Annotated in this window: 18 protein-coding genes and 1 pseudogene; 11 read left to right on the top strand and 8 right to left on the bottom strand. The window is 68.0% G+C overall.

Annotation, left to right across the window (positions count from 1 at the left end; genetic code table 11):
• The 6 genes and pseudogenes from ON23_RS08950 to ON23_RS08975 all read left to right on the top strand — a co-directional run.
• Positions 1–193 (top strand): annotated as a pseudogene (locus ON23_RS08950) (hypothetical protein); the annotation flags it as partial.
• Between the two features lie 69 nt (positions 194–262).
• Positions 263–1,174 (top strand): ADP-ribosylglycohydrolase family protein, encoded by a 912-nt coding sequence (locus ON23_RS08955; RefSeq protein ID WP_039777462.1) that lies wholly within the window; start codon positions 263–265, stop codon positions 1,172–1,174.
• 97 nt (positions 1,175–1,271) lie between these two features.
• The gene (locus tag ON23_RS08960) at positions 1,272–3,719 is read left to right on the top strand and encodes a cation-translocating P-type ATPase (protein ID WP_039777452.1); all 2,448 of its coding nucleotides are present in this window, start codon (positions 1,272–1,274) and stop codon (positions 3,717–3,719) included.
• Between the two features lie 93 nt (positions 3,720–3,812).
• Positions 3,813–4,652: a PhzF family phenazine biosynthesis protein gene (locus ON23_RS08965; RefSeq protein ID WP_039777453.1), complete on the top strand. Its 840-nt coding sequence runs from the start codon at positions 3,813–3,815 to the stop codon at positions 4,650–4,652.
• Between the two features lie 240 nt (positions 4,653–4,892).
• A complete protein-coding gene (gene rarD, locus ON23_RS08970) occupies positions 4,893–5,762 on the top strand; it encodes an EamA family transporter RarD (RefSeq protein ID WP_039777463.1) in 870 nt (289 codons plus the stop codon).
• A 79-nt stretch (positions 5,763–5,841) separates the two neighbouring features.
• Positions 5,842–6,255: a VOC family protein gene (locus ON23_RS08975; RefSeq protein WP_039777454.1), complete on the top strand. Its 414-nt coding sequence runs from the start codon at positions 5,842–5,844 to the stop codon at positions 6,253–6,255.
• Positions 6,256–6,310: 55 nt separating this feature from the next.
• Here ON23_RS08975 and ON23_RS08980 read toward each other — a convergent pair whose 3' ends face one another.
• A complete protein-coding gene (locus ON23_RS08980) occupies positions 6,311–6,928 on the bottom strand; it encodes a class I SAM-dependent methyltransferase (RefSeq protein ID WP_039777455.1) in 618 nt (205 codons plus the stop codon).
• A 225-nt stretch (positions 6,929–7,153) separates the two neighbouring features.
• On the opposite strand from ON23_RS08980, the gene ON23_RS08985 reads away from it, so the two are divergent.
• A complete protein-coding gene (locus tag ON23_RS08985) occupies positions 7,154–7,957 on the top strand; it encodes a tachylectin-related carbohydrate-binding protein (protein WP_083903792.1) in 804 nt (267 codons plus the stop codon).
• Positions 7,958–7,978: 21 nt separating this feature from the next.
• Here ON23_RS08985 and ON23_RS08990 read toward each other — a convergent pair whose 3' ends face one another.
• On the bottom strand, positions 7,979–9,355 hold the full coding sequence (locus ON23_RS08990) for an alpha/beta hydrolase family protein (RefSeq protein WP_245555920.1): 1,377 nt from the start codon (positions 9,353–9,355) through the stop codon (positions 7,979–7,981).
• A gap of 370 nt (positions 9,356–9,725) precedes the next feature.
• On the opposite strand from ON23_RS08990, the gene ON23_RS08995 reads away from it, so the two are divergent.
• Entirely contained in the window at positions 9,726–10,892 is a 1,167-nt protein-coding gene (locus ON23_RS08995; protein WP_086006874.1) for a serine hydrolase domain-containing protein, read from the top strand.
• 60 nt (positions 10,893–10,952) lie between these two features.
• On the opposite strand, the gene ilvA is transcribed toward ON23_RS08995, so the two are convergent.
• Positions 10,953–12,308, bottom strand: a complete 1,356-nt coding sequence (gene ilvA / locus ON23_RS09000; RefSeq protein ID WP_051042282.1) for a threonine ammonia-lyase IlvA — start codon at positions 12,306–12,308, stop codon at positions 10,953–10,955.
• 126 nt (positions 12,309–12,434) lie between these two features.
• Positions 12,435–12,878, bottom strand: coding sequence for a nitroreductase family deazaflavin-dependent oxidoreductase (locus ON23_RS09005; protein ID WP_039777467.1), 444 nt, complete (start codon positions 12,876–12,878; stop codon positions 12,435–12,437).
• Positions 12,879–12,986: 108 nt separating this feature from the next.
• On the opposite strand from ON23_RS09005, the gene ON23_RS09010 reads away from it, so the two are divergent.
• Positions 12,987–13,223, top strand: coding sequence for a hypothetical protein (locus ON23_RS09010; protein ID WP_039777458.1), 237 nt, complete (start codon positions 12,987–12,989; stop codon positions 13,221–13,223).
• A 55-nt stretch (positions 13,224–13,278) separates the two neighbouring features.
• On the opposite strand, the gene dnaE is transcribed toward ON23_RS09010, so the two are convergent.
• Positions 13,279–16,824 (bottom strand): DNA polymerase III subunit alpha, encoded by a 3,546-nt coding sequence (dnaE, locus tag ON23_RS09015; protein WP_039777459.1) that lies wholly within the window; start codon positions 16,822–16,824, stop codon positions 13,279–13,281.
• Between the two features lie 460 nt (positions 16,825–17,284).
• Here dnaE and ON23_RS09020 point away from each other — a divergent pair, with 460 nt between their 5' ends.
• Together ON23_RS09020 and ON23_RS37395 are read left to right on the top strand one after the other, a co-directional pair.
• Positions 17,285–18,610 carry a T6SS phospholipase effector Tle1-like catalytic domain-containing protein gene (locus ON23_RS09020; protein ID WP_083903794.1) on the top strand — a complete coding sequence of 442 codons (1,326 nt, stop codon included), beginning with the start codon at positions 17,285–17,287 and terminating at the stop codon, positions 18,608–18,610.
• A 548-nt stretch (positions 18,611–19,158) separates the two neighbouring features.
• Positions 19,159–19,680: a transglycosylase SLT domain-containing protein gene (locus ON23_RS37395; protein WP_210743517.1), complete on the top strand. Its 522-nt coding sequence runs from the start codon at positions 19,159–19,161 to the stop codon at positions 19,678–19,680.
• 18 nt (positions 19,681–19,698) lie between these two features.
• Here the strand turns inward: ON23_RS37395 and treY are convergent, their stop codons facing one another.
• The 3 genes from treY to ON23_RS09040 form a co-directional block, all read right to left on the bottom strand.
• On the bottom strand, positions 19,699–22,125 hold the full coding sequence (gene treY / locus ON23_RS09030; RefSeq protein ID WP_051042285.1) for a malto-oligosyltrehalose synthase: 2,427 nt from the start codon (positions 22,123–22,125) through the stop codon (positions 19,699–19,701).
• On the bottom strand, positions 22,122–24,293 hold the full coding sequence (gene glgX, locus ON23_RS09035) for a glycogen debranching protein GlgX (protein ID WP_039777460.1): 2,172 nt from the start codon (positions 24,291–24,293) through the stop codon (positions 22,122–22,124). The genes treY and glgX overlap by 4 nt, the downstream gene beginning before the upstream one ends.
• Before the next feature lie 91 nt (positions 24,294–24,384).
• The coding region (locus ON23_RS09040) for a GNAT family N-acetyltransferase (RefSeq protein WP_039777461.1) at positions 24,385–24,797 on the bottom strand (413 nt) is incomplete at its 5' end.

The raw sequence follows: 24,797 nt of genomic DNA on the forward strand, positions 1-24,797 counted from the left end.
CTGCGCGGTGAATCTGGTGGTCCGGGGCACCCTCGCCCAGTTGCGAGGGTTGGCCTCCCGCAGCGAGATTCGCAGCGTGGAGGCGCTGCCGCCGGATGCCTCCGCGGGTGCGTTCGCCGTGTTGCCGCTCCTGCCCGAACACGTCGAGGTCGTGGCACCGGGGCCCGACGACGGCCCGATCCCCGACCACTGAATCCGGACCACCGGCGCTGTCGGTGCCACCCGGCATAATCGAGGGCAGGCGAGGGGAGAGGATGTGCCGGTGGAACGAGACGCGGGGTTGCGGGACCGGGCGCAGGGGGTGCTGCTGGGGACCGCCGCCGGTGACGCACTGGGCGCCGGCTACGAATTCACCCATCCGGCAGCGGATTCGGTGATCGAGATGCGCGGCGGCGGCTCGCTGCGGTGGGAGCCGGGGGAGTGGACCGACGACACCGCGATGGCGGTGGGTGTCGCGCTCGCGGCGGCCGAACACGGTGCGTTACACCATCCGGCGGGCTTGGACGCCGTCGCCCGCCAGTTCGTGCGCTGGTGGGACAGCCGGCCCAAGGATGTCGGATATCAGACCAGTCAGGTGCTGCAGTGGCGCAGCGCGGACGCGGCCGATATGCGCCGGCGCTCCTTCGAACTCGACGGACTCACCGGCGGCAATGGATCGCTGATGCGCACCGCGCCGGTGGCCCTGTGCTACCTCGACGATCCGGACAACTGCGCGCGCGCCGCCCGGGCGGTGAGCGAACTCACCCACAGCGATGTGCGGGCCGGCGAGGCGTGCGTGCTGTGGACGTGGGCGATCCGGCATGCCGTGCTCTACGGCGACTACGACGGCGTGCGCGGTGGGCTGGCCTTCGTGGACGCCGATTTCTGGGCCGCGCTGCTGGACGAGGCCGAATCCGGCACTCCTGCGGACTTTCCGAAGAACGGCTGGGTGGTGCACGCGCTGCAGACGGCGTGGTGGGCGATCACCCATACCGAATCCCTGCCGGCCGCGCTGGAAGCGGCCGTGCGCGCGGGCGGCGATACCGATACCACCGCCGCCATCGCGGGCGGATTACTGGGCGCCCGCTGGGGCGCCTCCGCCATCCCGCCGCAATGGGTCGCGCTGCTGCACGGATATCCGCGGCTGCGCGGTGACGATCTGGTCGCGCTCACCCGCCGCATCGTCGATCGCTGAACCGCGCACCGCTGCCGCTGGGTGCCGATGGTTGCCCGCCCTGGTGGCCGGTACCGGGTGCCGTCCGATTCGCCGGAAACGCTCTAGGCTGTCGGACATGTCGATCACCGAGCAGCAAGCGCGCGCACCGGGTCTGACCGCGGCCGAGGTCGCACAGCGCGTTCGTGACGGGCAGACCAACGACGTGCCGGATCGGGCGAGCCGATCGGTTGCCGACATCGTCCGGGCCAATGTGTTCACCCGGATCAACGCCATCCTCGGCGTGCTGTTCGTGCTGGTCCTGGCCACCGGATCGATGATCGACGGCATGTTCGGCCTGCTGATCGTGGCCAACAGCGTGGTCGGCATCGTGCAGGAACTGCGCGCCAAGCAGACCCTGGACAAACTCGCCATCGTCGGCCAGGCCAAGCCGGTGGTGCGTCGCGACGGCGCCGCCACCGAGGTCGGACCGAAGGATGTGGTGCTCGACGATCTGATCGAACTGGGTCCCGGTGACCAGATCGTGGTCGACGGCGAGGTCGTCGAATGCGAACTGCTCGAGGTCGACGAATCCCTGCTCACCGGTGAGGCCGATCCGATCGACAAAACGGTCGGCGCGAAGGTGATGTCCGGCAGTTACGTGGTCGCCGGATCGGGCGCCTACCGGGCCACCAAGGTCGGCAAGGACGCCTACGCCGCGCAACTGGCCGACGAGGCGTCGAAATTCACCCTGGTCGATTCGGAGCTGCGCAGCGGTATCGACACCATCCTGAAGGTGATCACCTACCTGCTGATTCCGGCGGGGTTGGTCACCATCTACAACCAGCTGTTCTCCAGTCACCAGAGCTGGCGGCACGCGCTCAACGGTATGGTCGCCGCCCTCGTCCCGATGGTGCCGGAGGGCCTGGTGCTGATGACCTCGATCGCGTTCGCGGTCGGCGTCGTGCGGCTGGGTCAGCGCAAATGCCTGGTCCAGGAGCTGCCGGCGATCGAGGGACTGGCCCGGGTCGACGTGGTGTGCGCGGACAAGACCGGCACCCTCACCGAGAACGGGATGCGGCTGTCGGAACTGCGCGTCGTCGGCGATGTGCCGGAACAGCGGTTGCGCTCGGTGCTGGCCGCGCTCGCCCACGACGATCCGCGTCCCAACGCCAGCGTGCTCGCCATCGCCGAGGCCATGACGGAGGATCCGGGCTGGTCGTCCACCGCGGTCGCGCCGTTCAGCTCGGCGAAGAAGTGGAGCGGTCTCTCCTACGGCGAGCACGGCAACTGGCTGCTCGGTGCACCGGACGTGCTGCTCGATCCCGATTCCGGCATCGCCGCCACCGCACAGGACATCGGCGCGCAGGGCCTGCGGGTGCTGCTGCTGGCCTCCTCGGATCGCCCCGTCGACGACCCGGACGCGCCGGGCACGGTGACGCCGCAGGCGCTGGTGGTGCTGGAACAGAAGGTCCGCCCGGATGCGCGCGAAACACTGGATTACTTTGCCGGCCAGGATGTCTCGATCAAGGTGATCTCCGGCGACAACGCGGTGTCGGTGGGTGCGGTGGCGTCCTCACTCGGCCTGCCCGGCGGTGACCATGCCGTCGATGCGCGCCGATTGCCCACCGCCCAGGGCGAATTGGCCGATGTGCTGGACCGCGAAACCACCTTCGGCCGGGTCCGCCCGGATCAGAAACGGGCGATGGTGGGGGCGTTGCAGTCGCGCGGGCACACCGTCGCGATGACCGGCGACGGCGTCAACGACGTGCTGGCGCTCAAGGACGCCGATATCGGTGTCGCGATGGGTTCGGGCAGTCCGGCCACTCGCGCGGTCGCGCAGATCGTGTTGCTGGACAACCGTTTCGCCACCCTGCCGTACGTGGTGGGGGAGGGCCGGCGGGTGATCGGCAATATCGAGCGCGTCTCGAACCTGTTCCTCACCAAGACCGTGTACTCGGTCCTGCTGGCCTTCCTGGTGGGCGTCGCCGGCATCGGATCGCAGATCTTCGATTACGCCCCGCTGTCGTATCCGTTCCTGCCGCGCCACGTCACCATCGCCGCCTGGTTCACCATCGGCATTCCGGCCTTCATCCTTTCGCTGGCCCCCAACAACGAAAGGGCGCGAACGGGTTTCGTGCCGCGCGTGCTGCGGCTGGCGATCCCCTCCGGCACGGTGATCGGGGTGATGACCTTCATCGCCTATCTGATCGCCTACTGGAGTGCCGACCAGAGCCTGCCGACCGAGGCACGCGAGGTGCAGATCGGCACGACGGCGCTGATCACGCTGCTGGTGATCGCGGTGTGGGTGCTGGCGATCGTGGCACGGCCGTGGAACTGGTGGAAGATCCTGCTCATCGCCGGTTCGGTCGCGGGCTATCTGATCCTGTTCACGGTGCCGTTCACCCGCCACTTCTTCAAACTCGACCCGTCGAACGCGGAGCTGACCGGGGTGGCCTTCGCCTGCGGCGCCGTCGGCATCGTGCTGGTGGAGGTGGCGTGGTGGATCACCGCGATGGTGACCGGCGAACAGCGGCACCTGTTCCCGGATTCACCGGGCCGGAAGCCCCTGGGGCACAAGGACTGAGCCGCGACGGCGCGTCAACTGGTCGCATGGTATGGCGCGCCGTGAACGTTCCTGTGCCACGCATCGATTCGCAACGCGGGTACCTTCGGCAGTATGGAGGTCCTGCTGCATCAGATCGATGCGTTCGCGGATGCGCCCTTCACGGGTAATCCGGCGGCGGTGATGCCGCTGCTGGGCTGGTTGCCCGACGAGCTGCTGCAGCGGCTGGCCGAGGAGAACCGGCTGTCCGAGACGGCCTTCTACACCTCGGCGCTGCCGGTGGAGGCCGGCCTGCCGCCCGGTGACGGCCCGGCGTTCTGGCTGCGCTGGTTCACTCCGGCCACCGAGGTCGACCTGTGCGGGCACGCCACCCTCGCCACCGCGGCGCAGATCTTCGACGATATGCATCCCACCGCCGACCGGCTGCACTTCTTCACCCGCAGCGGCTGGCTCGGCGTCGAACGCGACGGCGCGGAGCTCGAGCTCGACCTGCCGCTGGTGGAATCGGTGGACACCGTCCCGGATCCGGATCTGATCGCGGCGCTCGGGGTGCGGCCGGTGCGCGTGCTGACCGGCCAGGACGAGGTGGTCGTGGTCGCCACCGAAGCCGAAGTGGTTCGTGCCCGCCCGAATTTCGCCGCCTTCCCGGTGCTGCGCCGCGGGGTGATCCTCACCGCACCCGGCGACCACACGGATTTCGTGTCCCGCTTCTTCGCCCCTGGCGTCGGTGTCGACGAGGACCCGGTCACCGGCTCCGCGCATGCCCAGCTGGCACCGCTGTGGGCCCGCGATCTGGGCCGCGGCGATCTGTCGGCTCGCCAGCTCTCCGCCCGCACCGGCCGCCTGCGCTGCACGGTCAGCGGCTCACGCGTGCTGCTCACCGGCCGCTGCCACCGCTACCTCGACGGGGTGGTCCGCCTCCCGCAGGCGGACATCCTGCCGACCTCGCCCTGAACGAATCCGCTCCCGGCGTCGGATCGGGCCGGTGACCGGGCACCCGTGACCGCGTCGGTCTGCGGCCGTGCCGACGATTGAGGGCGTGGTCCGAAACCCGCTCGACAGGCGTTACCGGACGGAAGTAGCGTGCGGCTGGTGCGGGTGCGTGGAGCGGTGAACGACGTGGACGAGGCGACCGGCGGCGGAGGTGCCGCCGGGGGCCGAGGACGGTGGGGGCGCTCTCCGGCCGGTGGCGGCGTGGCGGTCGGCGCGGGGGCGTATCTGATCTGGGGAATGTTTCCCGCCTTCTTCGGATTGCTCGACTTCGCGGGGCCGGTGGAGATCCTGGCGCAGCGGATTCTGTGGACCCTGGTCGTGGTGCTGGTGCTGCTGCTGGCGGCCGGGCGATTGCGTGAACTGGGGGCGATCGACGGCCGCACCTGGCGCTTGGCGGCGGTGGCGGCGGCGGCGATCTCGATCAACTGGGGCACCTACGTCTACGGCGTGACCTCGGGGCACGTGGTGGAATGCGCGCTCGGATATTTCATCAATCCACTGGTCACGGTCCTGTTCGCGGTCGTGTTGTTCCGGGAGCGGCTGGTGTGGCCGCAGTGGGTGGCGCTCGGTCTCGGCGGGGCCGCGGTGGTGGTGCTGACCGTCGACTACGGCAAGCCGCCGATCATCGCGCTCGTACTGGCCTGTTCGTTCGCCACCTACGGTCTGGTGAAGAAGGTGATCCGGCTCGACCCGATGCGCAGCGTCGCCGCCGAGGGCGTGGTGTCCGCGCCGTTCGCGCTGGCGGTCGTGATCGCGCTGGGCGTGCGCGGGGACGCCGAATTCGGGCACGGCGCCGGCCACACCGCCCTGATGGTCGCCACCGGACCGGTGACGCTGCTCCCGCTGTTGCTGTTCGCCTTCGCGGCGTCGCGGGTACCGCTGTCGACCATGGGGATCCTGCAATATCTCACTCCCGCACTGCAATTGGCGTGGGGCGTGCTGGTGGGCCACGAACCGATGCCGGCCTCGCGCTGGATCGGATTCGGGCTGATCTGGACGGCTCTGGCGGTCTTCACCGGGGACGCGCTGCGGCGATCCCGGCGCTTGGCACGGCGGGACGCGCTGGGTTAATGTCGGATTCGTGGCGATGCTCCCGTAGGCCGACGAGTACCGGTCCGGGGTCGGGATCGTCACTATCAGAGGAGAAATCCTGTCCATCCAGTTCAACCACACCATTGTCGGCTGTCGTGACAATCGGGAATCGGCGCAATTCTGGGCCGATATTCTGGGGTTGAGTGTGGGAACGCCGTGGGGTCCGTTCATTCCGGTCACCGTGCACAACGGCGTCACCTTCGACTTCGCCCGGGTCCCGCCGCATATCACCGAGATTCAGCCGCAGCATTACGCCCTGCTGGTCTCCGAACCCGAATTCGACGCGGCCTACGCGAAGATCCGGGATCGCGGACTGCCGTTCTGGGCCGATCCGCAGCAGAGCCGGGAAGGCGAGATCAACCACAACGACGGCGGTCGCGGAATCTATTTCCTCGACCCCAGCGGTCACTATATGGAATTGCTGACCGTACCGTACGGCGGTTGGCCGGTGGCGACCGGCGAACAGCGGTAGCGCGCGACCGGCGGCCGAATTCGCTTCGGCCGCCGGTCTTTCCGATATCGAATTATCAGGGCGAGACGGCGATACCGAGCGACAGTGCGGCAAACGTCTTCGGCGCCGCGGAATCGTAGAACCGATCCAGCTCGATGATCTCGAATCCGGCCTCCTCCAGTGCTCCGCGGATATCGCGGTTCAGGTGGCAGCCCCCCGCGATCACCTGCTGGATCGGATCGAGCCGATGCTGCCAGCTGCGCACGTTCGCATCCGGCGCCAGACCGTGCTCGACGAAATGGAAGCTCGCGCCGGGCACCAGAACTCGCCGCACCTCCCGCAGCGCGACGGCGATATCGGGAATCGTGCACAGCGTCCACGTCGACAACGCGCTGTCGAAACTGTTGTCCGCGAACGGCAACGACTGTCCGTCGAGTCCGGCCCGCTCCACCGGCACCGGCGAATCCGCGACCCGCTTCGCCGCCAGCCGCCACCCCAGATCCGCCGGTTCCACGGCACTGACGCGACTCACCCCGGCGGGATAGAACGGCACGTTGCGACCCGAGCCGAAACCGATCTCCACCACCCGGCCGCGCAACCCGGCGCACACCCGGCCCCGCAACCGGTCGTTGGCCGCCACTCCGCACACCCGATCGATCAACCGCGGCAGCACCCGCTCGCTGTAGATTCCCACCCCCTCACTTCGTCAAGTCGCCCTCCGCGCCGCTACCCGCCAGGGCACCGGGGGTGACGTATGCCGCTGGCCGCAATTTGTCGGCTATGTCCCGAAAACGAGTAGTCGACTACGGGTGTTCGCGGCCCGGCGTCCTGAAATTATCGGCGAAGGTTGGCCGGGCAACCGCGATGTCGTCGACAGGACGACAGCATCTCACTCGCGACAGAAAAGGTAGGAACGGAAATGACCACGGTTGTCGGCACTGCGATGTACGGAATCAAGCCGGATGGCGATCTGCAATGGTATCGCCACGACGGCGTCCAGAACGGCGGAGCCTATTGGACGGCAGGTGAGGGCGGAAAGAAGATCAGTGGTGGCTGGGACATCTACTCCACGGTGTTCAGCGGCCGCGACAGCGGCGTGATCTACGCCGTCATACCGGACGGTGATCTGCAGTGGTATCGCCACGACGGATGGCAGGACGGCGGCGCGTACTGGACCGCCGGTGCGGGCGGCAACAGAATCAGTGGCGGCTGGGGCAGCTACGACACGGTATTCAGCATCGGCCGTGGCGTGATCTACGGCATCAAGCCGAACGGTGATCTGCAGTGGTATCGCCACGACGGGTGGGAGGACGGTACTGCCAGGTGGACCGCCGGTGCGGGCGGGAACAGGGTCAGTGGTGGCTGGAACATCTACGACACCGTGTTCGGCAGCTACCTCGGCGTGATCTACGGCATCAAGCCGAACGGCGATCTGCACTGGTATCGCCACGACGGCTGGGTCGACGGTACCGCCAGGTGGACCGCCGGTGCGGGCGGGATCAAGATCAGTGGTGGCTGGAACATCTACGACACCGTGTTCGCCGGCTACGACGGTGCGATCTACGGCATCAAGCCGAATGGTGATCTGCAGTGGTATCGCCACGCCGGCTGGCGGGACGGCACTGCCACGTGGGAGGCCGGTGAAGGTGGGAAGAAGATCAGCGGCGGCTGGGACATCTACCGCACGGTGTTCAGCGGCGACACGTATCTCCACCTCGTCTGAGTGTCCACGCCGCCCGGATCGCTACGGCACCGGCGTGACGTATTTGCCGAGCCACGTGGTGATGTAGTTCAGCACCTCGGGCGCGATCGTCGTTTCGATGGTCGGATATTCCTTCGGGCTGCCGGTATCGGCGGGCTGCATCAGATGGTTGAGGCCGTCGAAGACGTGGACGTCGGCATTCGGGTTGCCCGCCAGGTTCGCCCGGGCGGCCGGGGCGCTCTGGGCGGCGGGAACCTGCACGTCCTTGGTTCCGTAGAAGGCCAGCACCGGAATGCGCAGCGCCTGCAGGGCCGGTGCCGGGTCGTAGTCGACCAAAGCCTGGAAGTACGGCGTCGTCAGCTGATCGAGCGCCGATTGTGACTGGCGCTGCTCCGGCGGCAGCGAGTCGTTGTGTTCGGTGGCGAAGCGGCGGACCTGCTCGTCGTCACCGGTGCGGATCAACGTGGTCAGCGTGGTGATGTAGCCGACCTGTTTGCGGATGGCGTCGGCGTCGGCGTGCTCGCCGCGCAGTAGCAGCTGGTTCTGTGCGAGCAGCACCTCCGAGCCCGACACCGCGGGCCCCGCCATCATGATCACGAAGGCGAGCCGGCTGTCGGGGCGGGTGGCGGCCAGCGGTGCGAGATAGCCACCCTCGCTGTGGCCGAGCAGGCCGATGTGGTTGCCGTCGATATCGGGACGGCTGCGCAGATAGCCCAGTCCGGCCATGATGTCGTCGGTGAGGTCGGTGTAGCTGCTGGTGTCGAGCTGTCCGCCGGTGCCGCCCACGCCGCGGTCGTCGGTACGCAGGACGGCGTATCCGGCGCGGGTGAGCGTATCGGCGAGCAGCAGGAACGGTTTGTGCCCGGCGATCTCCTCGTTGCGATCCTGGGGTCCGCTGCCGGAGACCAGGACGACCGCCGGATACGGTCCCGGACCTCGCGGCCGGGTGAGCGTCCCGGCGATGTGGGTGCCGTCGCTGCTGCGGTAGCCGACGTCCTCGGAGAGGTACGGCCACGGCGGACGCGGCTCCTGCGGGCGCAGCGGGGCCGGCACTTTCCCGCGGTGCAGGGTCAGCGCCAGATCGTGACCGGACTGGGTGAAGGTGCCGGTGACGACATCGGCGCGACGGTCGTAGCGGCCGTTGAAGTGCGGATCGCCCGGCAGTCCGGGGATCGTGAAGGCGATCGCATCCGGCGCGATGTCGACCTGTTCGAGGGGCAGGTCGAAGATGCCCTGCGCCGGAACCGTCACGCTCCCACCGTCTTCGGTGAAGGTCACCCCGACCGGCAGCTGCTGATTCGGCAGTGGCAGTACCCCGTTCCAGTCGCCGGTGACCGGGGCGGGGCGCGGCGTCGCGGTCACCGTGTCGGAACTCGAGCAGGCCGCCACCAGGGCCACCGCGAGGAGCGTGGCGACCACCGCGATCAGCTCCCGATGCCGCCGCGATGTCGGCGGCGCCCCCGCTCGGCCGCGGGCACCCGGCAAATCGGAGCTTTCGGACCGCAACGATCGCATAGCTCAACGATGACACACCGTCGCGGGCGCAGGGCTGTTTCGGCAGGTCACGACACGGGATGCCGAAGCGGCCGGGGAGATCACAGGCCGGGCCCGCGCCGCGTGCGGTCCGCGTCGAACCGGTCTCGGGGGTATCACCGTGCGGACAACGTCGTTGCCCGCACAACGGTACGCCCGTACCGTAGGCTCTGTGAGCAACGACGCTTTACCCGCAGATTCTGCGGCTCTGCCCGCAGGTGTGCGTGGCTCGGCCGCGGTCGAGTTCGAACCCTTGGTGCGTAACTTCGCACGCATTGTCGGGGGCCGTGCCGGAGCCGGAGGCGGTCTGACCGTGCTTCGGCACGGTGAGCCGGTGGTCGATGTCTGGACCGGCTACTCCGATCTCACCACGCCTTGGACCCGCGAGACGGGCAGCGTCGCGTTCTCCGCGACCAAGGGCATCGCCTCCACCGTCATCCATCGCCTGGCCGACCGCGGCCTGATCGACTACTCCGCTCCGGTGGCCGAATACTGGCCGGAATTCGGCGCGGCGGGAAAATCGCGAATCACGGTGGCGCAGTTGCTCACTCACCGTGCCGGACTGTCCTCGCTCCCGCCCGTCGCCGGTGGACTCGACGAGGTGCTCGACCACGAACTCATGGAACACCGCCTGGCGGCCGCCGCGCCGGACCGGTTGCTGGGGGTACCCGCCTACCACGCCCTCACCTACGGCTGGCTGCTGGCGGGACTGGCCCGAGCGGTCACCGGCACGAGTATGCGCGAGCTGTTCCGCACCGAGGTGTCCGAGCCGCTGGGCATCGACGGTCTGCATCTCGGACGTCCGGCGCCGGATTCGGGCACCACCGTCGCCGCGCTCGCCGGTTCCCGGCTGGCGGTGGCCGGAACCGCGCTGGGTGCCCTGGTCCTCGGGCAGGCCGGACGCTTCCCGGGTCCGGCCGGTGCCGCGACTCGCGCGCTGTTCCTGCCGGGACTGCACGCGCTGTTCGACGGTGACGAACCGTCCATCCTCGCGACCGAAATGCCCGCCGGCAACGGCGTATTCACCGCGAACGCACTGGCGTCGGTCTACGGCGTGCTCGCCGACGGCGGCATGATCGCCGGTCGGCGGTATCTGTCGGCGCAGACCATGCGCCAGATCCGGCGGGTGCAGACCCACCGGCTCGATCACGCCCTGTTCTACTTCCCGATGATGTGGCATCTGGGCTATCACACGTTCCCGATCCCGGGAGCTTCCTCCGGGTTCGGCCATATCGGGCTGGCCGGGTCGTTCGGCTGGGCGGAGCCGCGCCTGGGGCTGTCGGTCGGCTTCGTGCACAACCGGTTCACGCCCCAGTCGTTCGTCTGGGATCAGCTGGCCGCGGCCTGGGTGCTGCCGCTGGTGATGCGCGGCGCCCGCGCCATGCGCGACGGCCGCCGCACGTCGGCGCGCCGCGCCGCATGAACGTCGAACTGCCCTGTGCCGCAGGATATTCCGCGGCACAGGGCAGTTCGCCGGGGGAGATCAGGTGAGGTACTGGTAGGTGGGGGAGTCGGGATCCAGCTGCTGGCATTGGATCGGCGAATCGTCCATCCGCGCCAGCAGTGCCGCCAGGCCGGAGGGCGCGCCCAATTCGATGCCGACCAGCGCGGCCCCGGTTTCCCGGTTGTTGCGCTTGACGTATTCGAACAGGGTGATGTCGTCGTCGGGGCCGAGCACCTCGTCGAGGAAGCGGCGCAGCGCACCGGGTTCCTGCGGGAAGTTCACCAGGAAATAGTGTTTGAGGCCCCGATGCACCAGCGAGCGCTCGATGATCTCGCCGTAGCGCGAGATGTCGTTGTTACCGCCCGACAGCAGGCACACCACCGTCGATCCGGGCTCGATATCGATCTCGGCCAGCGCGGCCACCGCCAGCGCACCCGCCGGTTCGGCGATCACACCCTCATTCTGATACAGCTCGAGCATAGCGGTGCAGATGGCGCCCTCGTCGACCTGCATCATCCGGAAAGAGCCTGCGCCCCTGGGGGATTCGGTGCCGATGAGCAGCGGCAGCGACGCATGCGACACCACCCGCCCACCGAACTTCGACACCGTGGCATAGGGCAGATCGCCCACCCGCCGCACGGCGGCGCCGTCGACGAACGGATCGATCTGCGGCAGCGTGACCGGGCCGCCCGCGATGAGCGCGGCCGTCATCGAGGCCGCACCTGCCGGTTCGACGCCCAGGATGGCGGTGGTGTGCGAGCGGTCGCGCAGATAGGTGCCGATGCCGGCCAGGCAACCGCCGCCGCCGACGGGGACGATCACCAGATCGGGGGCGGTCGGTAGCTGTTCGAGGATCTCCACCGCCACGGTGCCCTGCCCGGCCGCGGTGCGGGCGTCGTCGAACGGCGGGACCATGGTGGCGCCGGTGCGGGCGACGTCGTCGGCGGCCGCCGCGGCCGCCGCGTCGAAGGTGTCGCCGACCGCGATCAATTCCACGAATTCGCCGCCGTGGGCGCGGATACGGTCGCGTTTCTGCTTGGGCGTGGTGGTCGGCACGTAGATGCGGCCCTGGATTCCCATCGCCCGGCACGCGAAGGCCACACCCTGGGCATGATTGCCGGCGCTGGCGGTGACGACGCCGGCCGCGCGTTCGGTGGCATCGAGTTGCACGATCAGGTTGTAGGCGCCGCGCAGCTTGTAGGAGCGGACCGCGGTGAGGTCCTCACGCTTGAGGTAGACATTCGCGCCGGTGGCCGCCGACAACCGCTCGATTCGCTGCAGCGGCGTCGGCTCGACGATGTCGGAAATTCGCTTGGCGGCCGCGTCGATCTCGTCCGCGCTCAGTTCGGGCAGCGGAGCGGATACTTTCTCTACGACATCCAGCGGTTCAGACACCCGAACATGCTATCGGGCGCGGTAGGTGCGGCGCGCGGCAGTTTCCCCAGTGGTCCGGTACGCCCGGAAACCGGCGACGCCCGGACCGAGGGCCGGGCGTCGCAGCGGTGGTCGGGAACCGGTGAATCAGGACTTCGGGGTCAGGACGAAAACCGGGATCTCGCGGGTGGTCTTCTTCTGATAGTCGGCGTAGTCCGGGTAGGCCGAGACCGCGCGCTCCCACCACACGGCCTTCTCCTCGCCGGTCACCTCGCGCGCGGTGTAGTCCTTGACCACATCGCCGTCGCGCAGTTCGACGGTCGGGTTGGCCTTGAGGTTGTAGTACCAGACGGGATGCTTCGGGGCACCACCGAGGGAGGCCACCGCCGCGTACTCGCCGTTGTGCTCGACGCGCATCAGCGGAGTCTTGCGCAGTTTGCCGGTCTTGGCGCCGACACTGGTGACCAGGATGATCGGAATTCCGCGGTCGAGCAGGGTGTTGGCTTGTGTCCCGTTGGAGGCTTCGTACTTCTCGGCCTGCTCGCGGGACCAGTCGGACGGGCTGGGTGCGTATTCTCCGGTGAGTGGCATGCCGGGCATAACAATCGTGGCCCGCGGATGTGTTCCCGGCGTCGTCCGTGACCGTATCGCCGCAAATGTTCGGTGGACCGAACTTCGGGATACGTGTAACCTGACGACATGACAGCGGTCAGCCCCATCGTTCGCCCGGCCCGCCGTGCCACGCATACGGTGCGGCTCGCCGGTGTGCCGTGGCCGGTGTACAAACTCGAGGCCGTCGCGCTGGGTCTGCTGCTCGCCCTGATGCTGGGCCTGATCACCGGGTCGGCGCAGCTCGCCGTACTGGTCGGTGCCGGGTTCGCGGCCCTGCGCTGGATCGTGGGAGTCGCGGCGCATCGCCCGCACCACACCGCCTGACCCCCGCACTCCACGGGCTATCAGCGCCCCGGCCGTGGCGCGGCGCCGGGCATCCTCAGCTCGCGAGGCAGCCCGGGCCGAGCAGCGCCTTCAGATCACCCATCAGCGCCGAGGACGGCGACACCCGCAGGTTGTCGGCGACCTTGAGCAGGGTGGTCTTCTCCCGCGATCCGATGTGGCGGATGTGGACATCGGCGGTACCGGGATGGCTGGACAGGACCCGCTTGAGCGCGCTCACCTTGTCGGGCGTGCACAGCCGGGTCGGGATCGTCACCGCCAGCGGCTTCTCCATGCCGATCGACGACAGATCCGGCACCACCAGATCGTTGGCGATCAGCGAGATACGGTCGTCACGCACCGAGACGCGCGCCTTCACCAGCACGACGGCGTCCTCGGCGATGTCCATCCCGTACACCGAATAGGCCTGCGGGAAGAACAGCACCTCGATACCACCGGTGAGGTCCTCCAATTGCGCTGAGGCCCAGGGCATTCCGTTCTTGTTCACGCGCCTGGTCACCGAGGCGAGGATGCCGCCGATGGTCACCTGCGCGCCGTCCTTGACATCGCCCTGCAGAATCGCCGGGATCGGCGTATCGGCCTGGGCGGCGAGCACATGCTCCACCCCGTTGAGCGGATGGCCGGACACGTAGAGTCCCAGCATCTCGCGTTCCAGGGCCAGCTTGTGCTTGGCCTCCCACTCCTCGTCGGGCACCTTGACATCGAAGACCGACGAGATCGAATCGTCACCGTCGTCGAGCCCACCGAACAGGTCGAACTGTCCGATCGCCTCGGCCTTCTTGGTGGCCATCACCGCGTCGATGGCGTCGGAATGTACCAGCAGCAGGCCCTTGCGCGGATGACCGAGCGAGTCGAAAGCGCCTGCCTTGATGAGGGATTCGGTGACCTTCTTGGTGCAGGCGATGGTGTCGATCTTGTTCAGGTAGTCGGAGAAGTCGGTGAACTTCGACTTCTCGGTGCGGGCGGCGATGATCGAGGACACCACGTTGGTGCCGACATTGCGCACCGCGCCCAGACCGAACCGGATATCGGTGCCGACCGGCGCGAAGTTCTGCTCCGACTCGTTGACATCGGGCGGCAGCACCGTGATGCCGAGGCGGCGGCAGTCCGACAGGTAGACCGCGGCCTTGTCCTTGTCGTCGCCGACGCTGGTGAGCAGGGCGGCCATGTATTCGGCCGGATAGTTGGCCTTGAAGTAGGCGGTCCAGTAGGAGACCAGGCCGTAGGCGGCGGCATGCGATTTGTTGAACGCGTAACCGGCGAACGGGAGAATGGTGTCCCACAGCGCCTTGATCGCCGCCTTGGAGAAACCGTTCTCCAGCATGCCCTTCTCGAAGCCCTCGAACTCCGCGGCCAGCACTTCGGCCTTCTTCTTACCCATCGCGCGGCGCAGGATGTCGGCTCGTCCGAGCGAGTAGCCGGCCACCTTCTGCGCGACGTGCATGATCTGCTCTTGGTAGACGATCAGACCGTAGGTTTCGCCGAGGATGTCCTTGAGCGGCTCCTCCAGCTCCGGATGGATCGGCTTGACCTCTTGGCGCCCGTTCTTGCGGTCGGCGTAGTCGTTGTGCGCGTTCATGCCCATCGGGCCGGGGCGGTACAGCGCGCCGACGGCCACGATGTCCTCGAAGGCGGTGGGCTGCATGCGCCGCAGCAGATCGCGCATGGGCCCACCATCGAGCTGGAACACACCCAGCGTGTCACCACGGGCGAGCAGTTCGAACGTTTTCGGATCGTCCAGCGGCAGCGCGTCCAAGTCGACGTCGACACCGCGGTTGGCCTTGGCGTTGTCGATCGCGTCGCCGAGCACGGTGAGGTTGCGCAGGCCGAGGAAGTCCATCTTCAGCAGGCCGATGGCCTCACACGACGGATAGTCCCAGCCGGTGATGATGGCGCCGTCCTGGGCCCGCTTCCACACCGGGATCGCGTCGGTCAGCGGCTCCGAGGACATGATCACCGCGCAGGCGTGCACGCCCGCGTTGCGGATCAGGCCTTCCAGTCCCTTCGCCGTGTCGTAGATCTTGGCGATATCGGGATTGGATTCGATGAGGGTGCGGACCTCGGCGGCCTCCTTGTACCGCTCGTGCTCGGGGTCGGTGATACCCGACACCGAGATGTCCTTGGCCATGATCGGCGGCGGCAGCGCCTTGGTGATCTGGTCGGCGATCGCGAAGCCGGGCTGGCCGAACAGCACGCGGGCCGAATCCTTCAGCGCCGCTTTCGTTTTGATGGTGCCGAAGGTGATGACCTGGGCGACCCGGTCGCTGCCCCACTTCTCGGTGGCGTAGCGGACCATCTCACCGCGGCGGCGATCGTCGAAGTCGATATCGATATCGGGCATCGACACGCGCTCGGGGTTGAGGAATCGCTCGAACAGCAGACCGTGCGGCAGCGGGTCGATGTTGGTGATCTTCAGCGCGTAGGCGACCAGCGAACCGGCGGCCGAACCACGACCGGGCCCGACCCGGATGCCGACCTCGCGGGCGTGGTTGATCAGGTCGCCGACGACCAGGAAGTAGGCCGGGAAGCCCATCTCGAGGATGACGTTGATCTCGTATTCGGCCTGGTCGAGATACTTCTGCGGGACACCGTCGGGGAAGCGGTACTCGAGGCCGCGCGCGACCTCCTTGCGCAGCCACGACGCCTCGGTCTCACCCTCGGGCACCGGGAATTTCGGCATCCGGTCGCGGTGGGTCCACACGTCCTCGTAGGACTGCACCCGCTCGCCGATCAGCACGGTGTTGTCGCAGGCGCCGGGGACCTCGCCGTCCCAGATCTCGCGCATCTCCGCGGCCGACTTCAGGTAGTAGCCACTGCCGTCGAATTTGAAGCGGGTCGGGTCCGAGAGCGTCTTACCGGTCTGAATGCACAGCAGCGCTTCGTGATTCGTGGAGTCGGATTCGTGCACGTAGTGGCAGTCGTTGGTGGCCAGCGGCGGGATGCCCAGCTTCTTGCCGACCTCGATCAGGCCCTCGCGCACCCGGCGTTCGATGGACAGCCCGTGGTCCATCAGTTCGAGGAAGAAATTGTCCTTCCCGAAGATCTCCTGCCACTTGGCCGCGGCCTCCAGGGCCTCGCGGTCGTGGCCCAGTCGCAGCCGGGTCTGCACCTCGCCGGATGGGCAGCCGGTGGTCGCGATGATCCCCTCGGCGTGCTGGGCGATGATCTCGGCGTCCATCCGCGCCCACTTGCCGAGCTGTCCCTCGATGGAGGCCAGGCTCGACAGCTTGAACAGATTTCGCAGGCCGGTCGCGTTCTCGGCGACCATCGTCATATGCGTGTAGGCGCCGGAACCGGAGACGTCGTCGCTCTTCTGGCTCGGGTCGCCCCACTGCACGCGCTTGGTGTTGAACCGCGATTCGGGCGCGATGTACGCCTCGATGCCGATGATCGGCTTGATGCCCTGTTTCTTGGCCGAGTTGTAGAACTCCGAGGCGCCGTACATGTTGCCGTGGTCGGTCATCCCGACCGCGGTCATCCCGAGCCGCTCCGCCTCCTTGAACAGGGGCGTGATCTTGGCGGCGCCATCGAGCATCGAGTACTCGGTGTGATTGTGCAGATGTACGAATCCCGAGTCGGCCACGCGAGGAATCCTAGTCGACCGGACCGACACCCGGCGCCAGGGAACTACATGCGTGCAATTCGCGGCTCGGCGTGTCGGGCGAGTCCGCCGGAATCGCCGCGAACCTCCCGCATCACCGTGGCGAATCTCACCGCCACGGCCGCGGCCGCAGCCGATAGCCGGAAGGGATTCGAGTGGCCCCGGTAACGCCGCGCGGGCCCGGCGGCGATAACCCGGCTGCGAGAGACGAACGGTCCACAAGGGCAGATCGGTGCGTCACGGCGGTCGGCGGTCATCGTGCCGCTCCCCGTCTCGCCGATGACGGTCGACCGAGACGAGGGCGGTCGGCCGTCATCATTCCATTACTCGCATCCCTGACATCCGATGCGCGCTGCCATTAACGTAATCACTCGTCCGGCGCGATGATTCGAGTAGTTCGCTACTCGTGAGCGACACGGTCCGGGGCGGGAGGATTACCGGCATGAAGCGTTTGGTTGTGTGCTGTGACGGCACGTGGGGATCGGAGAGCAATCCGACGGTCTCCAATGTTGTGAAGATCGCCGAGTCGGTGCGGTCGAGTGCCGTCTCCGACGCGGGCGACCATGTGGGACAACGGGTCTTCTATGTCGACGGCCCCGGCTCCCGCGGCTATCTGGCCGATAAACTGCTCGGCGGCGCGTTCGGACTCGGACTCGACGCCAATCTGTCCACGATGTACTGGCAGCTCGCCCTGAACTGGGAGCCGGGGGACGAGATCTACGTCTTCGGCTTCAGTCGCGGGGCCTATACCGCCCGCAGCCTGGTCGGGATGGTCAACCGGCTCGGGTTGCTCACCGCCGACGCGATGATCGAGCGGGCATATCCGGAGGCGTTGGCGATCTACCGCCAGCGCAAAGTGGATCCCGACGGCCCGGATCGGCCGGAGTGGATCGAATTCCGCGAGCGGCATTGCGTCTATCCGGTGCCGATCCACTTCGTCGGCGTCTTCGACACCGTGGGCGCGCTCGGGGTGCCGCTGCTGACCTCGTGGCGCTACCGCTTCCACGATGTGCGGCTGTCGCGCAATGTGCGGTACGCGCGGCAAGCGCTGGCGATCGACGAGCGCCGCCGGATGTACGCGCCGTGCCTGTGGGAGGTCACCGACGACCCCGAGGGCGGCCCGACCGGCGCCGACCGGGTGCAGCAGGTGTGGTTCGAGGGAGTGCACACCGATATCGGCGGCGGCTACGCCGACAGCCGGCTCTCCGACATCACGCTGCGCTGGATGGTCGACCAGGCTCGCAGGGCGGGACTGAGTTTCGACGACGAGCGCATCGAACAACTCCTGAACGGCCGTACCCCCGTACAGCCGGCCGCCGCGCCGGACTCGACTGTCGCCGCGCCGGACTCGACTGTCGCGGTGCCGGAATCGACTGTCGCTGTGCCGGATTCGGCTGTCGCTGTGGAGGATTCGACGACGAAGTCGCCTCCGCGGGCGCACGATTCGCTGACCCTCTTCTATCGCGTCCTCAATCGCGTCGGCTGGGCGTTGCATCCGCGCAACCCCCGCTTCTACGCCGATTCCTGGCGCCGTCTGTCCGCACCCGGTGATCGGCTCGTCTACCTCGCCGACTGCGCCGCGCCCTGCGCGACCTACCGCCCGCCGAACGTCGTCCGCTGGGCGGAGGAACTCGCCGGACCGCTGCCCACCCTGCCGGTCGGCAAGCACGACGAGGGAGCCGACCGGCGCCACCCGGCAGCCGAACAGCATGTGCCGGGCGGCGAGCATCCGGCAGGCAGCGGCTCGGTAGCCGGCACCGCCGCCTGATCGTCACCGCGTGCCCCGGCCTCCGCCCAGCACGTTCGCCGGGGGCGCGGTGCCGCAGCTCAGGGAAGCTGCCGCGTCCTGCTGCCGGAAATGACCGGTTTTCGGTGCTCGCCACGGAGCCGCCTCGTAACAGGTGGCATCGCGGCCCGTGATTTCCGCCGCGTGGAGCGGTCCGCCGCCGGACGATTTCCGGCCGCTGGAACCCGTCCCCGGGCGCTTCCGATTCGCGCCCGGGTTCTCTTGTGTCTCAGTGGCTTAAGGGTGTGGAGCGCTCTCGGTCCGACTCGCGGCGTCGGTGCGTGATCTGATCGAGATAAAAGCGGCGTGTGATCCGTTGCACACATCACCGCAGGTCCAGCGGATTTTTCTCAGCGTAATAACATCCGTTGTTCACTTGACGTTATGTTTACGTTAACGTGCCGCAATCATTCTGTGACTCGCCAGGAAGCAGACCAACGGTCTGTTTTCACCGCGGCGAGCGGGCTTTTGTTCTGCGGATCGTCGCGTTGGTCCCACCACCGTTCGACGTATCCGGAGTTCGTATCACCATGCAGATCAGAAGACTGTTACCCCTCGCCGTCCTCGCCGCCGTCGTCACCGTGCCCGTCGCGGCCCACGCCGATGCCCCCGCTGTGCCGCCGCAACTGCAGCAGTTGGTGCAGGGATTGCCGCAGACGCAGCAGGACCAGGCTCAGCAATTCCTGCAGACCCTGCCGCAGCCGCTGCAGCAGGTGGTCCCGCAGACGTATGCCGACAACCTCGACGGCTGGATCAAGCACGCGCTCTTCGTGATGGGTCAGCACGGCATTCCGGGCAGCTACGACGGCATCTACCGCAACGTCATGCGCGAGTCGGGCGGCAACCCGCGTGCCATCAACCTCTACGACTCCAACGCCGCGGCCGGCATCCCGTCCAAGGGCCTGATGCAGGTCATCGATCCCACCTTCGCCGCCTACCACGTCGACGGCACCTCGGGGGACATCTACGACCCGGTCGCCAACATCGCCGCCGCCTGCAACTACGCCGCGCACCGCTACGGCACGATCGACAGCGTGTTCTCGGCGTACTGATCCGGGTTCGCGCCGGCCTCAGCGCACCAGCAGCGCCACCGGCAGGCGGGCGAACAGCTTCTCCAGCCGGGTGCGGCCGGTGAACGTGTGGCCGGTGAGGCGGTCGGTCCAGGTGCCCGAGGGCAGGTCGAGGACGGTATCGGCCCACCCGCCCTCGGTCAGGGCCACGCTGTAGCGGGTCGCGGCCACGATCACCTGCGGCGCCTCGCCGCTGCGGCCGCGCGCGTACCCCACCAGGTGTTCGCTGCGGTCGCCGCTGCCGAACAGCGGTGTGTAGGAGCCGCCGACGAAGCAGCCCGGCCGCTCCCGCCGCAACCACAGGGCGTAGGCGACGATCCACATCTTCGCCGCCCCGGAGTTGTCCAATTCCGGTGTGCCCGTGAGTGATTGCAGCATCGCCAGGCGGTGACCGAAGTCGACCGGCCGCCGGTTGTCCGGGTCGACGAGCGAGTCCTCCCACAACTCGCACCCCTGATACACGTCGGGAATGCCGGGGCCGCACAGCTGAAGCAGCTTCTGCCCCAGCGAATCCGACCACGCGTGCGGTGCGAGCCGGGTCGCCAGCTCACCCAGCTCGGCGCCGACCGGCCCGTCGATCACGGTGTCCAGCCAGCGATGCACCTCCGCCTCGAAGTCGACGTCGGGCTCCTCCCACGAGGAACGCAATCCGGCCTCGCGCACCGCTTTCTCGGCGAACAGGTGCAGACGCTCGCGAAACCGCGGCACCGTGGCGGGGCGGCGTCCGTCGACCGGCCACACGCCGAACATGTTCTGCAGCAGGAAGCTCGCGGTCTGCCCGTCCGGCGCGGGTGCCAGTTCCAGCCACGCGCCCACCGCCTTCGCCCAGCTGTCGGCGACCTGCGAGAGCACCGTGATGCGGGCCCGCACATCCTCACCGCGCTTGGTGTCGTGCGTCGACAGCGTCGTCATCGTGGTCGGGCGGCGCACCGCGCGTTCGGCATTGGCCAGATGGAATTCCAGCACCGAACGGCCGAACCGGCTCGGATCACCGCCCATCTCCTGCAAGGACACCAGACGCGCCGCCTGATAGAACATGGTGTCGTCGACCGCCTTGGCCGCGACCGCGCCGCCGACCTGATGCATCCGCCGCGCCGCTTCCCCGCCCGCGGCCAGCGCCCGCACCAGGACCGACAGCGGGGCGGTCAGCTCCCGGTTGCGCTGCTGCACCTCGGCTACCACGGTGCTGAGCACACCGGACAGCGGTGCGTAGTCGGTGCGGTACACCGGCATATAGGACAGCACCTCGATGGTCGCATTGGTCAGCGCCATATCGCTGATCGCCGCCGAATCGAATCCGTTCACCGCGGCGTCGCGCTTCACCGCGCCGACCAATCGCCGGACCTCGGGTACGAGCAGTCGTTCGGCCACCGCCCGTTTGATGCGATGTTCGGTGTCGGCCATCCAGGCGGCGTCGCTGCCGTGCCCCGATATCCGCCGCGACAGTTCGGTGAGCGCGTGCTCGCCGGCCGGATCGACGAAGATGCCGCCGACCTCCGCGAGCGCTTCGTATCCGGTGGTGCCGTCCACGGGCAGGGTGGCGTCGAGCGGTTCGTTCCGGCCGAGCACCTTTTCCACGATCAGCAGCCGCTGCGGGCCGATCAGCCGGCGCAGTTTCGCCAGATAGGCGCCCGGATACGACAAGCCGTCGGGATGGTCGACCCGTACGCCATCGATGAGATCGTGTTCGCACCAGGCGGCCAGTTCGCGATGGGTCAGGTCGAACACCGCCGGCTCCTCCTGCCGGATCGCCGCCAGTTCGGAGACCGCCAGGAATCGCCGATAGCTGCAGATCCCGGCCTTCCAGCTGACGAGGCGATAGTGCTGGCGATCGTGGATGCGCAGCGCGTTCTCCCCGTCGGTGCCGGGGGCGATCGGGAAGCGCAGATCACGCAGGGCCAGTACGGGTTCGGGGCCCGAGCGGTCGACCGTGAGCGCCGCCGGATCGTTCTCACTGTGCAGGACCGGGAGCGCGAGCCGCCCGCCCGCGCCGTTGCCCGGACTCCAGTCGATGTCGAAGAAGTGCGCGAACTTCGAATTCTTGCCGTTGCGCAGTACATCCCACCACCACGGATTGCGCCGCGGATCACCGACGCCGACGTGGTTGGGCACCAGATCGACGATCAGTCCCATGCCGCGGGCGCGGACCTCGTCGGCGAGGGCCTTCAGCCCGCCCGGCCCGCCCAGTGCCGCCGACACGGTGGTCGGATCGGTGACGTCGTAGCCGTGCGCGGAGCCCGGCATCGCGGTCATCACCGGGGACAGGTACAGATGCGAAATACCCAGCTGCTGCAGATATTCGGCGATCGCGCGAGCATCGGCGAAGGTCAGGGCGTCCGGGCGCAGTTGCAGTCGGTACGTGCTGCGCACGGGGGTCCGGCGGGCGATCGGGCCGGTGCGGTGTTCAGGGGAAGGGGTGTCTGTCATCTCGATATCGGTGTGGATTCGGAACGGCGGAGAACGAGCAGGCAGCGAGCGGGTACGGCGACCGTGGTCGCTGCGGAATAGGTGGCATCTGCGCGCCCGGTGGGTGTCGAGCAATCCAGCGCCACCGTCCAGTGCGCGCCGAATTCCGGTCCGGGTACGGCGAATTCGAGGGGTGCGTCGTGGGCATTGAAACACAGCAGGAACGAATCATCGCGCACTCGTTCCCCGCGCGGGCCCGGTTCGGCGATCGCCTCGCCGTTGAGGAACACCGCCAGCGAGCGAGCGAAGCCGGTATTCCAGTCGGCGGTGGTCATCTCCGTGCCGCCGGGGGTGAACCACGCGATATCACCGGCGTGTGCGCCGGGGAGTTCGTCGGATCCGGCGCCGCGGAGTTCGTCGGGGGTGCCGGGACGTCCGTCGAAGAAGCGCCGGCGCCGGAACACCGGATGGGCGCGGCGCAGCGCGAAGGCGGCTCGGGTGAACGTCAGCAGATCGGCATATTTCTGCGCGGCCCCCCAATCCATCCAGGACACCGGCGAATCCTGGCAGTAGGCATTGTTGTTGCCCTGCTGAGTACGCCCGATCTCGTCGCCGTGCAGCAGCATGGGTGTGCCCTGCGACAGCGCCAGGGTGGCGATCATGTTGCGGCTCTGGCGATCTCGCAGCGCACACACCTCCGGATCGTCGGTGGGGCCTTCGATCCCGCAGTTCCAGGACCGGTTGTAGTCCTCACCGTCGCGATTGTCCTCGCCGTTGGCGTGATTGTGTTTGTCGTTGTAGGACACCAGGTCTCGCAGCGTGAAGCCGTCGTGGGCGGTGACGAAGTTGATACTCGCGCCGGGCCGGCGGCCGGTGGCCTCGTACAGGTCGGAACTGCCGGTGAACCGCGAGGCGAATTCGCCCAGGGTCGCCGGTCGGCCGCGCCAGTAGTCGCGCACGGTGTCGCGGTACTTGCCGTTCCACTCGGTCCACAGCCCGGGGAAGTTCCCGACCTGGTAGCCGCCCTCGCCGACATCCCACGGCTCGGCGATCAGTTTGACCTGACTGACCACCGGGTCCTGCTGTACCAGGTCGAAGAAGGTGGAAAGGCGGTCCACATCGTGCAATTCGCGCGCCAGCGTGGCCGCCAGGTCGAAGCGGAAGCCGTCGACGTGCATATCCAGAATCCAGTACCGCAGCGAATCCATGATCAGCTGCAACGTGTGCGGGTGGCGCACGTTGAGGCTGTTGCCGGTGCCGGTGTAGTCCATGTAGTGGGCCGGATCGTCTTCGGCCAGACGGTAGTACGCCGCGTTGTCGATCCCGCGCAGGCCGATCGTCGGCCCGAGGTGATTACCCTCGCCGGTGTGGTTGTAGACCACGTCGAGGATCACCTCGATGCCGGCGCTGTGCAGTGCCCGGACCATCGCCTTGAATTCGGTGACCGCGGCCCCGGCGCGCGGGTCGGCGGCGTACTCGTGGTGCGGCGCCAGATAACCGAAACTGTTGTACCCCCAGTAGTTTCGCAGACTGCGGTCGAGCAGGATCCGGTCGTGCAGGAACTGGTGGACCGGCATGAGTTCGATGGCGGTGACCCCCAGCGACAGCAGATGGTCGATGATCGCCGGATGCGCGATACCCGCGTAGGTGCCGCGCAGTCGCCGCGGAATCGCCGGATGCGCCATCGTCAGCCCCTTGACGTGGGCTTCGTAGATGACGGTTTCGTGATAGGGCCGCCGCGGCGGGCGGTCGCCGGCCCAGTCGAAGTACGGGTTGACCACCACTCCGGTCATGGTGTGCCCCAGCGTATCCGCGCCGTAGGTGTGCAGGGTGGCATCGGCGGTGAACGTGCCCGCGAAGGCCTTGCCGTAGGGGTCGAGCAGTAATTTGCTGCTGTCGCAGCGCAATCCGCGGGCGGGATCGTAGGGACCGTGCACGCGGAACCCGTAGCGCCGGCCGGGGGCGACGGTGGGCAGATAGGCGTGCCACACGTACCCGTCGACCTCGTCGAGCGGGATGCGGTGCTCACCACCCGCACGATCGATCAGGCACAGCTCGACCCGTTCGGCAACTTCGGAGAACACCGAGAAGTTGGTACCGGCCCCGTCGTAGGTCGCGCCCAGCGGATAGGCGGCGCCCGGCCAGACGCCGAGAGGCGTCATCTCACCGGATGTATCGGGCCGAACCATGTATCGACAGTAACCGTCGCGCCGGAGCCGCCGGTGCGGGTGGGCCGGGTCGTGCCGGGCCGGTAATCCGGTGGCTATCGATGGGCCGTTGTTACCGCAGGCTGCGCCGCCAGGTCTGGCCGACGAGGTCGGCGCCGAAACTGTGGTGCGGCCGGGAATCGACGAGTTCGAATCCGGCGCGCTGGTAGATCCGCCGCGCCGCGCCGAGCACATCGTTGGTCCACAGCACCATGGCCCGATATCCGGCCTCGGCCGCGAACCGCAGGCACTGCTCGACCAGTGCGGTGCCCACGCCGAGCCCGCGCGCCGACGGTTCCACGAGCAGCAGCCGCAGCCGGGCGGTGGTGTCGTCCTCGCGCACACAGAACACCGCACCCGCCGCGACGCCGCCGGCCTCGGCGATCCATGCCCGCTCGGTGCCGGGGTCGTGCCCGGCCAGGAAATCGGCCACGATCTTCGCGACCAGCGCCTCGTAGTCGGTGTTCCACCCGTATTCGGCGGCAT

The sequence above is a fragment of the Nocardia cerradoensis NBRC 101014 genome, from assembly GCF_000308535.1.
GTDB lineage: Bacteria > Actinomycetota > Actinomycetes > Mycobacteriales > Mycobacteriaceae > Nocardia > Nocardia cerradoensis.